Annotated in this window: 11 protein-coding genes; 6 read left to right on the top strand and 5 right to left on the bottom strand. The window is 64.7% G+C overall.

Translation table 11 applies throughout. The features are described from left to right. The first annotated feature begins 317 nt into the window (after positions 1 to 317). Together J8F10_RS40885 and J8F10_RS21335 are read left to right on the top strand one after the other, a co-directional pair. The gene (locus J8F10_RS40885) at positions 318 to 743 is read left to right on the top strand and encodes a class I SAM-dependent methyltransferase (protein ID WP_210657213.1); all 426 of its coding nucleotides are present in this window, start codon (positions 318 to 320) and stop codon (positions 741 to 743) included. Between the two features lie 34 nt (positions 744 to 777). Continuing rightward, a complete protein-coding gene (locus J8F10_RS21335; RefSeq protein ID WP_210657211.1) occupies positions 778 to 2,250 on the top strand; it encodes a protein adenylyltransferase SelO in 1,473 nt (490 codons plus the stop codon). 66 nt (positions 2,251 to 2,316) lie between these two features. Here J8F10_RS21335 and J8F10_RS21330 read toward each other — a convergent pair whose 3' ends face one another. After that, positions 2,317 to 4,260 carry an efflux RND transporter periplasmic adaptor subunit gene (locus J8F10_RS21330; protein WP_210657209.1) on the bottom strand — a complete coding sequence of 648 codons (1,944 nt, stop codon included), beginning with the start codon at positions 4,258 to 4,260 and terminating at the stop codon, positions 2,317 to 2,319. A gap of 149 nt (positions 4,261 to 4,409) precedes the next feature. On the opposite strand from J8F10_RS21330, the gene J8F10_RS21325 reads away from it, so the two are divergent. Further along, positions 4,410 to 4,697, top strand: a complete 288-nt coding sequence (locus tag J8F10_RS21325) for an MFS transporter (protein ID WP_210657207.1) — start codon at positions 4,410 to 4,412, stop codon at positions 4,695 to 4,697. A 139-nt stretch (positions 4,698 to 4,836) separates the two neighbouring features. Continuing rightward, positions 4,837 to 5,208, top strand: coding sequence for a hypothetical protein (locus J8F10_RS21320; protein ID WP_210657205.1), 372 nt, complete (start codon positions 4,837 to 4,839; stop codon positions 5,206 to 5,208). Between the two features lie 53 nt (positions 5,209 to 5,261). Here the strand turns inward: J8F10_RS21320 and J8F10_RS21315 are convergent, their stop codons facing one another. Continuing rightward, a complete protein-coding gene (locus J8F10_RS21315; protein WP_210657203.1) occupies positions 5,262 to 5,948 on the bottom strand; it encodes an SGNH/GDSL hydrolase family protein in 687 nt (228 codons plus the stop codon). A 180-nt stretch (positions 5,949 to 6,128) separates the two neighbouring features. Between J8F10_RS21315 and J8F10_RS21310 the strand changes: the two genes are divergently transcribed. Together J8F10_RS21310 and J8F10_RS21305 are read left to right on the top strand one after the other, a co-directional pair. Beyond that, the gene (locus J8F10_RS21310; RefSeq protein WP_210657201.1) at positions 6,129 to 7,679 is read left to right on the top strand and encodes a HEAT repeat domain-containing protein; all 1,551 of its coding nucleotides are present in this window, start codon (positions 6,129 to 6,131) and stop codon (positions 7,677 to 7,679) included. A 788-nt stretch (positions 7,680 to 8,467) separates the two neighbouring features. Beyond that, complete coding sequence (locus J8F10_RS21305) at positions 8,468 to 8,779, top strand: hypothetical protein (protein WP_210657199.1); 312 nt, start codon at positions 8,468 to 8,470, stop codon at positions 8,777 to 8,779. 955 nt (positions 8,780 to 9,734) lie between these two features. On the opposite strand, the gene J8F10_RS21300 is transcribed toward J8F10_RS21305, so the two are convergent. The 3 genes from J8F10_RS21300 to J8F10_RS21290 form a co-directional block, all read right to left on the bottom strand. Beyond that, positions 9,735 to 11,936 carry a DNA polymerase gene (locus tag J8F10_RS21300; RefSeq protein WP_210657197.1) on the bottom strand — a complete coding sequence of 734 codons (2,202 nt, stop codon included), beginning with the start codon at positions 11,934 to 11,936 and terminating at the stop codon, positions 9,735 to 9,737. Positions 11,937 to 12,256: 320 nt separating this feature from the next. Then, entirely contained in the window at positions 12,257 to 12,664 is a 408-nt protein-coding gene (locus tag J8F10_RS21295) for a hypothetical protein (protein WP_210657195.1), read from the bottom strand. Then, positions 12,661 to 14,118: a hypothetical protein gene (locus J8F10_RS21290; protein ID WP_210657193.1), complete on the bottom strand. Its 1,458-nt coding sequence runs from the start codon at positions 14,116 to 14,118 to the stop codon at positions 12,661 to 12,663. Before J8F10_RS21290 ends, J8F10_RS21295 begins: the two co-directional genes overlap by 4 nt.

Raw genomic sequence — 14,118 nt, 5'->3', positions numbered from 1 at the left:
GAACATTACCCTCTTAACTCCGACGCCGGTTTCCACATTCCCTGATCCTCACACCACCCGACAGAACACCGAGGGCGCGACCCGCGATTGACCCGGCCAAGTTCCTTCGACGCCTCGGCATCCAAAGGAGGTCTCCCGCCGAAGTTTTCACCGAGTCCTTCTGGGAGGAGGTACGGCGGGCCGGCGGGAACCGCGCGGACGTTATCGGCCACGGTGGGTACAGCCCCCAGGCCGGTAGTACCTACTTCGTCACCGATCGGATCGCCAAGCGGTGCCTGTCGACCGAGTACGACTTCTTTCTGCGAACACTCCATCACTTGCGGCGCCTCTGGGACCGCCTCTCTCGATCCCACCGGATCGCGGATATCGGTGGCGGCACCGGCGTGATCGGCATGTACCTTGCCACCGCGAATCCCGGCTGTGAGGTGACCATCTACGATCATTTTCCTGCCCAACTTGTGCTCGGGCGCCGGTGGGCGGAAGCGCAGAGTCTGCGCCACGTCCGTTGCACGGAGGCGACCTACGAACAGCTCGCGGACCAGAAGGGACCGGCGAATCACGACTTGGTTCTCTTCCTGCGCGGCATGGACATGAGGCTCCCATCGCCGAACGCGGGTACCGTCTCGCTCGAAATACCCAACGGAATCGGGCCGGGGGCACCGGTCACCGAGCCCTGCCGATTCGCTACTGGGCTCAGAATGGCGCCTTACGTGAACCGTTACGCGTCGTCACGCCCTCTATAATTGGAACAGTTCGTGTGCCTTGTTTGGGGGCTGGATGATCACTCCGACGGTAACGATTGCGGAACACGAGGCGGCCGGGTGGCGGTTCGATAACACCTACGCACGGCTCCTGGAGACCCTGTTCAGCCCGGCCGAGCCGGCCGAGGTGCGGGGACCGCAGGTCGCCATTCTGAACCACGCCCTGGCTCACGAACTCGGTCTTGATTTCCGCGCGCTCTCGGCGGAGGGCGCCGCGGCCGTGTTCGCGGGTCAGGACCTGCCGCCCGGCTCCCAACCCATCGCGCAGGCCTACGCGGGCCACCAGTACGGCGGGTTCACCGTGCTCGGCGACGGCCGCGCCATCCTGCTCGGGGAGCACCGCACGCCGTCGGGGCAACGGGTCGACATCCAGTTCAAGGGGTCGGGGCGGACGCGGTTCTCGCGCGGCGGTGACGGCCGGGCGGCGCTGGGGCCGATGCTCCGCGAGTACGTCATCAGTGAGGCGATGGCCGGGCTGGGTGTTCCCACCACGCGCAGCCTTGCGGTCGTCACCACGGGCGAGGCGGTGCACCGGACGGGGACCCGGAAGGGGGCGGTCCTGACCCGCGTGGCCGCCAGCCACATCCGGGTCGGTACCTTCGAGTACGCGGCGCGGCGCGACCCGGAGGCCCTGCGGGCGCTGACCGACTACACGATCGCCCGGCACTACCCCGAACTCGCTGATGCGCCACAGAAGTACCTGTCTTTCCTCCGCGTGGTCTCCGACCGCCAGGCCGCCCTCGTGGCGCGGTGGCAACTCATGGGCTTCGTCCACGGGGTGATGAACACGGACAACGTGGCCATCTCCGGGGAGACGATCGACTACGGGCCGTGCGCGTTCATGAACGCCTACGATCCCGCCACCGTGTTCAGTTCGATCGACAGCGGCGGGAGGTACGCCTACGGCAACCAGCCGAACATCGTGCACTGGAACCTGGCCCGGTTCGCCGAGACGCTGCTGGCGCTCATCGACTCCGACCCGGAGAGGTCGGTCGCGGCAGCCACGGAGGTGCTGAACGAGTTTCCGGGGCGGTTCGGGGCGTACTGGCTCGCCGGAATGCGGAAGAAACTGGGACTGACGACCGAACGGGACGGCGACTTGGAACTGATCCAATCGCTGCTGGAGTGGATGCTGAAGGCCCGGGCCGACTTCACCAACACGTTCCGGGACCTGTCGGCGGGCGGCCCGCCGGCCGGCGAAACGTACCGGGACGCGGACTTCCGGGCGTGGTACGCCCGCTGGCAAGAGCGGCTCGGGCCGACGAAGGCCCCGGCGTATGAGCTAATGCGGAGCGCCAACCCGGTCACCATCCCGCGGAACCATCGCGTCGAGGAGGCGCTGTCCGCCGCCGAGGAGCGGGGCGACCTGGCGCCACTGCACCGGTTGCTGGAGGCGGTGGTATCGCCGTATCTGGAGCGGGCGGATCTGGTGGAATACCGTGAGCCGCCTGCCGACGAGCGCGGCTATCGGACATACTGCGGGACGTAACGGAGCGATTAATGCAGCACCGCCCCGCTCAACTTTGCCTTGAACGCCCATTGCTGGGCCGGGCGCTTACTTTTCCACAGGCATTTTCGGGCTCGCCGGAACCGGCTCCGGTTTGCGGAACTCGTACTCCACCTTCTCGCCGTCGTGAACCTGCCGGACCCCATTGATGACTATCCAGTCGCTCGCATCCAGCCCCTTGTTGACGACGAAGGTGCCGTCCATCTCGTGTTGAATCACGATCTCGCGCTGGTGCGCCGCGCCGTCCTTGCCCACGACGTAAACGTACCGCATGCCGTCTTTCTCGAGCACCGCCCGCTGGGGGATGACGATGGCGTTCTTCAACGACTCGCGGATCACCACGGTGCCGGTCTGGCCGTGGCGCAACAGGCCCTTCGGGTTCGGGAAATCCGCCCGGAAGGGGATGTTCCCCGTGTCCTTCTCGAACTGCCCCTCGATCGCACCGAGCTTGCCGGCCTGGGGGAACGTGCGGCCGTTCGCGAGCACGAGTTCGATCGACGGCCCCTCCTTTCTCTCGTCCCGGTTGCCCATGTATTCGAGGTACCGGGCCTCGGGCACGTTGAAGTACACCCACACCGCGCTGTTGTCGGACAGGGTCGTGAGAGCGGCTCCCTCCTTGACCGCGCTGCCCTCCTGCTCCGGCAGGCGCCCGACGAGGCCGTCGAACGGTGCCTTGACGATGGTCAAGTTCAGGTCGGTTTCCGCGAGCTTCGCCCGGGCCTCGGCCTTCGCCAGTTTGGCCTCGTTCAGAGCCAGTTCGTGCTGGGAGATCACCTTCTGCTCGAACAGCTTCTTGGCGTTGTCCATTTCCAGTTTTGCGATCCGGACCTCGGCCATCTCGGTGTCCAACTTTGTCTTGTACAGGGTCGACACCACCTTGAACAGTACGTCGCCCTTCTTCACCGCCAGACCCTCTTTGACCGTGACCTCCGCGACGACCCCGTTCGCCATAGCGCAGACGTTGATGTGGCGGTGCGCGAGAATCTTGCCGACGTACTGTTGAGCGACGACGACGTCCCTCGCCATGGGGCTGGTGACCACGACTTTCTGGCGCTCCGGGGCGGGCCGCTTCTGCGCCCGTTCAAGGGCCTCGACCCGCTTGCGCAGGGCCTCGATTTCCTTCTTCGATTCGTCGATCTGCTCCTGCGGTGACGCTTTTCCCTCGTCCTGCGGGCCGGGGCGATTCTCCGGGGGTGCTTTGGGGGCGTTCGCGACCCCGTTCGGCGCGGCCGGGTCGTCGGGTTGAGCCCGAAGCGCCACCCCGCTCGCGAGCGCGATACCGACACAGGCCGTCAGCGCGCCGACGACCAACCTGAACTTCTGGATCAACATTGCTCGGATCACTCTGTGGGTAAGGATAACGGCGGCTGCGGAGGGAGGGTCGGCGCGGACGGGAACCGGGCCGGCCACCGCGGCGGCGAGCAGCAGCCCGCCGAGTTCGATGCCCCGCCGCACGAGGCGCGTCCGGAGCACCTCGCGGGCGCGCTCCAGCCGGCCCTTGACCTGGCCCTCCGACCACCCCAGTTGCACCGCGGCTTCGTCGCGGGAGCGGCCCTCCAGGCAGCACACGATCAGAACCGCCCGGTACTGATCGGGGAGCCGGGACAGTTCCTCGTCGAGAAGGGCCAGCCCTTCACGAAGACTCGGGTCAGGGCCGTTGACCAAATCGAGCCGGGCAGTCGTCGCTTCGATCGCGTTGCGCCGCCGGGACGTGCGGCGGAGGTCGGACGCGACCCGCCTCGAGACCGCGTGCAGCCACGCCGGGAGCGAGCCGGTCACGGTCCCGGCCTTGCGGGACAGCACGAGGAACACCGCCTGGAACGCGTCCTCTGCGTCGCGGCCGGCGAGCCGCACGCACGCCCCCCAAACGCCGGTGCCGTACCGCCGGACCAGCGCCTCGAACGCCTCCTCGTCCCGGTTGCGGACGTACCGGTCGAGCAGGTCCCGGTCGGACCCGGCTGCGGCACGCAACAGTCGCAGGATCGGGATCATCGTGGACCTACATGGCCGCCCGGAGAGATTCGGCACGGCGAATTCTGCAAGACGAGCGTTTCCAAAGGGGTTCCGTGCCCTGCCGTGCCTCAATGTCTCGATCATACGCTTCCGCTTGCGCGAGTGCCCGTCTTCCGGCATTCTGCGCCGTGACCGCGTGCACCGAGAACACGCTCATCCAGACGATGGTGGACGAGGACAAGCGGGGCCGGGTGATGAGCTTCTTCGGGATGGCGTTCCAGGGCGCGGCCCCGTTTGGGAGTTTGCTGGCCGGATGGCTCGCGGGAATCGTCGGCGTCCGTGCGGTCGTTACGGGGTCAGGGGCGCTGGTCCTGGTCGGGGGCTGGTGTTCGCCACGCAACTCCCGCGACTGCGGCGACACGCACGACCCGTGTACGCCCGGCTCGGTATCCTGCCGGAGACCGCGGCCGGGGTGAACGCGGCCACCGAACTGGCCCCGGAACCCCGCAGGGCTGACACGGTCGGGTAAGATCACGTTCGATTTCGAGCGGGTAGAGCCTGCGGCACCGGCCCACCTTCACCGGCCAAATCGCCCCTTTCATGTACGGAGACGGCATGAGCAAGCGGCACCTTCTGCGGTTCGAGTCGAAGCACGATGCCCTGTTGCCCCGGCCCGCGTTCGCCCGCCGGGTGGCCCGGAACTTCGCGGTCGCGTCGGCCCTGATCGGCGCCTCGCTGCTGGGCGGGATGACGGGCTATCACCTGACCGAAGACATGGGGCGGATCGACGCGTTCGCCAACGCGTCCATGATCCTCTCCGGGATGGGGCCGCTGGAGCCGCTCAAGACGCCGGGCGGGAAACTGTTCGCCGGGGCGTACGCGCTCTACAGCGGGCTCGTACTGGTGATGGCGTCGGGGGTCGTGCTGGCCCCCATCGTCCACCGCATGTTCCACCGCTTCCACCTGGAAGAAGACGCCGGGCAGTAGGCGCTCCCGTGCGTTGCGCCGAGCGCCCGTCCGGTTGCCACGCGACGGCCGGATCACTTCTTTGCGTCGCCGAGGAGTTTGAGCACTTCGGCCGCAACGTGCTCGCCCATCGCGGCCGAGCCCTTCGCGTCGAGGTGGACGCCGTCGTTGGAGAACCAGTCGGGTTTGTCGATCACAAGGGCGAACAGATCGTTGGTCGGGATCTTTTCCTTCGCCACCACCTCGGCCGCGGCCTCGTTCCGGGCCTTCACCCGATCGGTCTTCGGGTCGAGTTGATCGACCTTCCCGGCCACTCGAACGGGCGACGTGCTGGCCCACACGAGTTTTGCCCCCGGCGCGCCTCTGCGGATCGTCGCCACGAGTTCGGGGACGGCCCGGGCGTACTCGTCCTCGGTGTCACCCCAGCCGTGCATCCCGTTGTTGAAGTGGACCACGTCGAACTTCGCCTGCCCCAGCACCAACTTCACCTCGTCGAGCAGGCCGGGATCGCCGAGGCTCTTGCTCATCGCCAGCCGGCAGACGATTGCCTTACCCTGGAGACTGTCCTCGACAGCTTTGTAGTACCCGCGGGTGATCGAGTCGCCGATGAGGAGCACCCGGGGTTGGTCCTTCACGCCGTTGCCGGGCACCCACACGTCGAGCCACTCGATGTTCTCCCGCACCACCCGCGGCGGATCGGCGGCGGTCGCGGCGTGGGCCGCGAGTAGAAGGGCGGCGGTCGCGATGGCGGTGCGGGTCACGGTTGGAACCCCGTGATGATCCGCACATCATCGCCGATCTTCGCCCCGACGCCAAGCCCGTGCCGTCACGCCCAACCGGCGCCCGGAATCGAAGCGGGCCCGGTCGCGAATGGACGAACCGAACCACCACGCCCGGTGCGGTGTCCGGTCAGGGCCCAACCGGCTCAACCAGAGGTCGTCATGCTCCCGTACGCGACGATCACCGAATCCGCCGACCGCCGGTGGACGTTCCGCCTGCTCGACCGCCTGACCGCTCCCGACCTCCCGGACGATGAGCGAACGGATCTCGTTGACGCGCTCACCGCCGTGTCCGACCGGCGGGCCGTTCCGATCCTGGAGCGCCTGCTCACGGACCGCTCGCGGAAGGCCGCGATCCGCGGGGCCGCGGGGGCCGTCCTGCGGGACATGCCGGACCTCGACGCGGACGTACCGAAGGGCGTCCTGCGGGGCTGGTGGGCGGGGGCCGACCCGATCCTGCGCCGGCACGCCCTGCTGTCCATGGGCTCGCGCCACCGCCCGGACGTCGTGCGGACGGTCGCCGCCGATCCGACGCACCCGCTCCGCGTAACCGCCCTCGGCCGGATGACCTTCTACTTCGATTCCCCGGCCGACCTGCGGCTGAAGATCGCGGCCCTAGCCGACCCGGACCCGGCGGTGCGAGAGACCGCGGCGGCGATCCTGTTCTGGGACGAGCCGGTCGCGGCCGAAGCGGCGCTGGTGGCCGCAACCGCCGACGCGGTCGAGGGCGTGGCCGTCGAGGCGGTCCGGACGTTGCAGTATTACCCCTCCGTGCGGGTCATCCGCTGTCTGCACGGTTTTCTCGACCACCCCTCCGAACGAATCCGCGACTACGCCCGCGACAGTTTCGCGGACATCCGCTACGAATGCCTTCACCACCTCGGCGGTAGTGACCCGCGGGTGTCCGCTCGCGTCCGCCGGTGGCTCGACCCGGTCTGGGATCTGCTGTCCTACTCGGCCGAGGAGTTGTCCCCGCCGGACGAACCGCCGTACACACGGCCCGCGGCACAGGAGACGCGCCCGCCGGCCGCGTCCGACGTACTCCGTCTACTGACCGACCCGGACACGTCCCCGAAGGTGTTGGAAGACGTGCTGTGGCGATCGACGTGGGAGCCGTACCCGGCTGCGGACCGCCGCCGGCTCCGACCGGTGCTGCTCAACCACCCCGACCCGTTGGTCCGCGAGCGGGCGACGGTGCCGCTACTGGCGTGGGCCGACGCCGAAGGACTCCTGGCGCTGGTCGAAGACCCCGACTTCGGGGTGCGGAGGTCGGCGATGTACCGGCTCGGCCTGCTCCCGCCGAACCCTCTCATCGCGGCCGTCGCATGGAATCACTTGCACCGGCCGGGCGTGTTCGGGATGCACGCGACCGAAACGCTAGGCACCTTCGTCGCCCACGCGGGCCGGGACGAAGGGGTGCCGAAGCTGTTCTCGATCGCCGTCGACCCGGCCCGACCGGAGAACCTGCGGCGGGCGGCAGTGGACGACCTCGTCGGGCACGGAGCCGCCGCCGAGGTGGGGCGGCTGACCGGGCTGTTGGCCGAGCCACCGGCCGTCACCTGGGCGCTCCACATCGCGGTCCTGGAGGCGGTTGACGACCTCGGCCTCTCCGCGGTCGATGCCACGGCCCTGGAAGGGGTGGACAACCTGTTCGTGCAGGCCGCAGTGGCGAAGGTTGCCAAGCACGCGGAAGGTCTTGCGGAAGGTTTTTGAACGGCGGTAACCGCCCCGTTCGAGGTCGCCAAGTAACGAAAAGAGCCGTTGTCCTGCGCCGTTTTTATCCCCTTTTCGGGCAAATATCGAAACGGATGAGACGTTCGATTACGAGATCGCAGCGAAACTGCTGTGGTCCGTCAGCCGCCTCGGCGCGCGCCGCCACGCCTCCTACGTGCGACTTGCACGACACGCGGGGCCAGAAATGTCTTCGAGCGGCGTGCTCGTGGTATCCAGGAGTGCGAACTGCAAGGTGACGGAACCGATGCCGCTATCGAGAAATCGCGCCACTTTTACAAATGTCCCGCAGTTCAACCGGGTGTAGTGCCACCACGTGGTGACCGTGAGCCCCTTTTACCGCCCGCTCGTTACCATTGCCCTGTTCATTGTCTGTGCGACGTGCAATACCCTTAGCGGCTCGGGAGGGGGCTAAGGAAGAGAAAATTGAGCGCGTAGTTGCAGTACCCGCTGTGCCGAAGTGGGAGCACAAGATCGAGTATTTGCCCACGGATGATGGAACTGCCCAACAGGAACTGAACAAGCTCGGAGAACAGGGCTCGAAAATTGTTAGGGTGGTGCCCCGTGAATCGTCCGTCAAACGGCAGAAGAAGTAAGCGGTGAAGTGGACCGCCCGCTCGGTCAGTGGCTGCTCATGGCTTTCGGTGTCGCGTTCGTAGTCGGTACCATTCTCGTTGCCCTGTTGACGGTCATCGATCTAAACAGTTGGAAGTATGGCCCGTGTTCACGGTTCGGGAGTTAAAAGGCTTTTGCGCCTCTCGGGGTGGGCAATGAACTGGTCCTTGCGAGATTGGGCAACCCTCCTGCTCCTGTTCGGGCAGGTGCTCCTCCCTGCGATCACCGTGGCAATGAATTGTGCAGTGGACACTCCAAACAAAAGGGGACGCGATCGATTGCGAGGGGAAAACTTCTCCCGCGCTGTGCTCAATGGCTTGCTGATCGCACACCTCTGCCTCGCCGTGGCTCTGGTGGTGGCAACGCGACGTAGGTTTCTGGCCGCGATAGTAGGAAGCTTCTTGGTGGGTCTGTCCGCCGTCGTGAACTTCCTGACGTGGCTCGCCGTTATCGGAGTTGATTTCTGATCGTTGAGTAGAACGCGGAGGGAACACTACCGCTTCTTTTTGCCCTTGGGTGTGGTGGGAAGCGGAACCGGGGGCGCTGGAGATGCGGTGACGCTTCGCTTCGGCTGGTACTCACACTCCCCGTACTCGGCCGCGAACTCCCCCTTATTCCGTGAGAGCGTACGTGGCCTCGAATGGGATTTCCGCAGTGCCGGTCACACGAACCAGTAGTCCCTCCTCCACTAACGCGGCCAGGAAACCGCCATCTTTTGAATGACGACTCGGCGAAATTCGCAGGGGCACGACCGGTCAAATGCTTTTTACTACGCTTTGCGGCTCGGAGCACCTGCCAAACGAAGTGGGACACGGATCGAATGGGCACGGGGTGCACTTTTATAATGCGAAGACCGACGAGACGGTGGGGATAGGCGAGTGAGGAATTTTACCCAGTGCCGTGTGGACAACTGTCAAAAATTGAATTTCTGCTCGTCCCGACGGATACTTCGTTCCCCGCCGCTTCCGCCCCCCGTTACCGTCCGCGATAGCCGCGATCCGCTCGATACCGGGTATCAAGTAGCTCTGGCCCTGGTCCGATCAGATACTTGTTTAGCGTAGCGAACTGAGCCGGGTCTGGATTACTGGGACCGTTATTCCAATCGGTCAGGGCAGTGCCGATCGCCCGTATCTTCGCGCAGGCACGCCACCATGATCTTGACCGCCCCTGGGTGTGCCATCCACCCCGTGCTCGGGTAATCGGCCTCTCGGTAGAGCCGGTCCGATTCCCCGCAGAACCCACTTCTTCTCGGTGATTCGATTTAAAAAAGCGCTTTTTGCTTGCTGCCACTAAGTTCGGCTGGGATCAATGCGGTGAAGGTTGCCGTCCAAGTATTAAATTGTTAAAATTTGCTAAATTATAGTTACGAAAGACAGTGCGAATCCGGAATTCGGCTTCGACGCTCAACTCGGCGATATTGTGTCAGCCAGATGCCCTCACCGACACGCTCTTTTGCTTCTCGCTCCGTTGCGCAGAACGTGGAGATACCGTCCGATCTTTCTTCGGGTGCCACAAGCGGAGCCGTCCCTGTTCGTCGAAGACGGCCTCGGCCTTCTTCCGCCAGCGGTCGGTGGCTGCGTATTTGACGTCGATCCTCACGTCCGGGAGAACTTCCTTCATGCCCTTGATCATCAACTTCTTGATTCGCTCGGCGTGCTCCTTCAGGTCGTCCGTGGCGGGAACTTCGACCAGGATCTGGTCGTGGATGAAATTGGCGATCTTGTAGTCCTTCCGCCAAACTTTCCACAAAGCGATCTTGGCACCGTCGCTGGTCAGTCCCTGGAAAATGGTGTTGTGCCGCGCGGTGTAACCAGCCGCGGCTCGCATACGGCCGGTGAGAACGAATACTCCGGCGCGCCCGACATGCGACGAAACGAACCGCTGGAGTGCCTTCGACGGCGTCCGCTCGCGGATCGCCTTTGCGAATTTCTCCGGCAGTCCCTCGGTGAGGTGCCCGAGTTTGGTCCAGAAGTAATCCACGCACGCGGGCGTGTACGGTTTACCCTTCACCGTCCGAGGGTCGTCACTGCCGAGTGCCCTGAGACACATCATCCCCAGGATCGGGTTGGGGCGGTGCCCCTGCCCGGCGTTCTGCGGGTGGCGCAGCATCCGGTCGTCGTCGGTGTGTTCATGGTGGCCCACCAGGGTCAGGTCCAGCGCACGGGCGAGTTCGAGCGGGGTATCGACCGTGTCCTTGAGAAACTCGCGCATTTCCGGGAAGAGGTCGAGCCACTGCTCGGACAGTTCCGCGACTTCATGCTCGGTGTACTCGATCCCGTACGTCATCTTCGCGTAGGTCTGGAGCGATCGCGGTCCCATGCCGCCGGGCTTTCCGAAGTTAATCGGCTTAACGCGGGCGCGCTCAGACGCTGTCACTTCCTCTTGCGGCTTGCGGGTTACAAAGCCGGCGAACACCTGGTGGAGGTCGTCGCCGGCGTTGATGCGTGTTGCCATTTCCGATTTCCAGCCGAACTGAGAGACACACGCTTGGGCCAATGCGGCCAGTTCAATAGTCGAGTAGTCGTGGTCCAGGAACACGTGCCCCTTCGACGGTACGAAACAGTTGCGGATGCGGTCATCCTTCGGCAGGTTCTGGGCGTTCAATTCGCCGAAGGACGACGTCCGGCCCGACCGGGCGAGTACCCCGAAAGACGAATGAACGACCCCGCGATCGAGTTTGTTGAGGAACGTCTCCAGTAGCTTGTCCAAGGCCCGGTACTTGAGCAGGTCGTTCACGAACGGTACGTACTCGACGAGGTCGTGCAGCGCCTCCGCGCTGGTCGCGAACAATCCTTTCTCGGTCCTGGGGAAGTTAACCGCCGGGTGCAGCGCTGCCAGTTTCTGGAGCTTGGTTTGCAACGCCTTTTGTGATCCTTTTCCCTTGGTGAGAACGCCCTGGTCGCGAAGGTGAGACTCGACCTCGTCCCGCTGGGCCTTCAGCATGGGGACGGCCTCGTCCCGCCTCGCAAGGTCGATGTGCAGCCCATTGCGCGTGATCTCCTTCAGTACGATCGCAGCGCGCAACTGGATGTGGTGGGTGAGTGGCCCCCAGCGCTCTCGGCACTCGTGGGACCACTCGTCGGACACGTACCCCCAGACACCGCGACAATCACCCAACAACTCGTCGATTTTCTTGGTGAGTCTCTTAAACACCTGTCGCGTGGCGATCGCATCTTTGGCCAGGTACTCCAGGTACACCGCCGACATTTTGGCGAGTGGCTTGTTCAGCCACTGACCGTAGGACGTGCGGACCAGTTGCCCAGAATCATCAATCACGTCCTTCGGAAGGTTGATGTCCAGATATCGCTCGGCGCAGGCTTCCAGTGTCGCCTGCCCCTCGTTGCCCGCGGTGTGACCCTCAATCGCGAGTGCGTAGAGCCTGTGGAGGAGCCACGTGTCCCAGACCAAATCGGCATCCACCTTCGCGTACACGTCCAATTCGGGAGCGACCAATCGGATCACGTCGAGGTCGAAGGCGGCGTTGTGGAAGACCGCGCCGGCTTCGTCGTGGGCGTTCCAGAACGCCGCCACATGTTCGCGAGAGACGAAGTAGCCCTGTTTTCCATCGAACGCAGCGCCGATGATGTACGCCGGGGTGATCCAGTGTCGCTCCCAGTCAATCATCGTGGTCTCGCAGTCGAAGCTGAACGTCCGCGTTAAGACCTGCCCTAGTTCTGGCTTCCAAGGGCGAAACGGGTAAGTTCGCTCTCCGAATTCGACGTCCATACCACCTCGCGTGAATATTTCGTGGGAACAATGGTCGTGTAAAATCAGTCGATGGGTCAGGGTGTTGCGCCGAGAAGTGGTGAATGAGGTGAATAGGAGCCGCGTTGGTCCGCGCCGAAGCCCCACCGTGTGGCGGGACTCCCCGCTCGCTTTTGGGGAGGCTCGTACCTATTCACCACATTCACCAACCGCAATCATGTTCGTCCCTGAGTATCGCGCTACCACGCCTCGTCGTTGCCGGCCTTATGCTTATGTTTGGCCGACGGCCTGGCCTTCGCCTTGTGTTTCTCATTCTGCTTCGGTTTCTTCTTGGTCTTGGACGGTTCCCCTTTGGGCGGCGGAGGCAGCGCGGCCGGTGCAGCGCTGTCCCATGTGACCTCGAAGTAGTACCGCTTCTCGTTCGCCCGCGCGCCTATCACGCGGAGCACGGCCGTACCGTTCCTGCCGCCGACGTGCACGGGCGTCTCACGACCGACCTTAGCACTGAGCCACTGGCCGATCTTGATCGCCCTGGCGTGCGGCGTCTTCGCGTCGGCGAAGGCCTGTGGGGTAAGCCCGGCGGCGTCGAGGATCGGCACCCACTTCGCCGCGGGCAGCGCCCGTGCCGGGTTCGGTTTCTGTGTCACTGGTCATCCTCCGGTGGTTCGACGACCACGAACGGCCCCTCGGGCTGAGCCAGTACCGCCTCAATGAGCAGAGTCAGGTCTTCCAACTCCGCGTTGAATGTGCCCGACGCCTCCTCGTAGTTGGCCAGGAAATCGGGGAACTCGTTCACTTCGAGGATGCCACCAATGATCTTGGCCCACCGGTGGCACCGGTGGGAGCGGCTGCCTTCGGGCCGGCCCGCTTGGTTCCAGCGGACTACGAAGCCCGCCAGTTCGGCGAGAATCCCGAGGCGGTGTTCGCGGGCGAACTCGATCGGGTCCGGGCCAGTGAAGACACGCTTTTCGGGCGGGCCGTCGTGGGCCAGTCGGATGGGCAATCCGCGGCTCATCAGGTCAGGGCTCACCCGCGTTTGGTTCATCGTGATTGCCCAAATCACGTCGTTGGGGCGCACGTAGTTTTCGGAGACTCCAAGGATGCGTAGCGAGATCTCCGGAGCCATCGAGTTCGCCTCGATAGTCGGGCTGCTGATCGGTGTACCACTGGGCTGCTTCGCGTTGTCGTAGATGAGTGCCGTCTGCCGACCCGGGCGGAGCGTGGCACAGGTCCGTTTCTGAAGTTCCTCCTCGTCCGGGGTGTAGTGGATCAGGTTCGGGTCAACCCCGTCCATGACGACCCCCAGCACCCGCATCAGGAGCGTTTTGCCCACGCCTGGTTGGTTGCCGTCGACCAAAGCCACCCCCTTGAGGCAGATCACGAAGTGGTTGATCAGGAGCCCGGTCAGCATCAGGCCCAGGTAGTTGGTCAGATCGGCCGGTTCCCGGAAGCAGAAGTCGCTAAGCAGTTCGCGCAGCAGCGGCAGCAGTCGGTCGAGCGCCGCGGCGGCGTTTGCCAAGGGTTCGAGGTCGGGTTCGATCTCCGGTCCGTGGATCAAAATCCGGTACTTCGGGTGGTATCCGGGACCGAGGAGTGTGAAGTCGCTTGAGAAGAGGGGGCGCCGGGCGTACAGATCGATCCGGGTGAGCGCCCGGCTGAGCGGCTCGGCGTTCAGCAGCACCGCCAGCGCCTTGGGCGGGAAGCTGAACTGAATGGTCACGCCCCCACTCTCGTGCTCGCAGATGATCAGGTTCGCCAGGTACGCCGGAGCGACCGATTCGACCTTCGTGCCGCTGCGGAGGGGAACCAGTGCCGAATCCTGACCATCGACCGTCGTGTCGAGAACGACGGTCTGGCCGTAGGCGTAGACCCTCGAAGAGCCGCTTGGCGGCACCAGGACCGGAATCATCTGCTGGATCACGTTCTCGGCCGGAACGATGAAGTTCCCGCCCGGCGTGATGCCGCGGACGACAACCAGGACCCGCGCGCCAAACAGGGGGAGTGTATCGAGGGTACGCAGCGCGGCGGTCAGTTGGTCAGCCAGTTGGGCTGCGGTGTTCGGGACTTTCGCCGCCTTTGACGCTTTCTTTTTGTTTGCCAT

Origin of the sequence: Gemmata palustris (assembly GCF_017939745.1) — a bacterium.
In the GTDB taxonomy this organism is placed as follows: Bacteria; Planctomycetota; Planctomycetia; order Gemmatales; family Gemmataceae; genus Gemmata; species Gemmata palustris.
Note: the sequence above shows the minus strand (reverse complement) of the source record. Positions and strands in the feature narration are given on the sequence as shown.

Excerpts from the sequence above, each read along its gene's own strand:
- J8F10_RS21335 (WP_210657211.1), top strand. The coding sequence starts at position 778 with ATGATCACTCCGACGGTAACGATTGCGGAACACGAGGCGGCCGGGTGG.
- J8F10_RS21330 (WP_210657209.1), bottom strand. The coding sequence starts at position 4,260 with ATGATCCCGATCCTGCGACTGTTGCGTGCCGCAGCCGGGTCCGACCGG.
- J8F10_RS21320 (WP_210657205.1), top strand. The coding sequence starts at position 4,837 with ATGAGCAAGCGGCACCTTCTGCGGTTCGAGTCGAAGCACGATGCCCTG.
- J8F10_RS21310 (WP_210657201.1), top strand. The coding sequence starts at position 6,129 with ATGCTCCCGTACGCGACGATCACCGAATCCGCCGACCGCCGGTGGACG.
- J8F10_RS21305 (WP_210657199.1), top strand. The coding sequence starts at position 8,468 with ATGAACTGGTCCTTGCGAGATTGGGCAACCCTCCTGCTCCTGTTCGGG.
- J8F10_RS21300 (WP_210657197.1), bottom strand. The coding sequence starts at position 11,936 with ATGATTGACTGGGAGCGACACTGGATCACCCCGGCGTACATCATCGGC.
- J8F10_RS21290 (WP_210657193.1), bottom strand. The coding sequence starts at position 14,118 with ATGGCAAACAAAAAGAAAGCGTCAAAGGCGGCGAAAGTCCCGAACACC.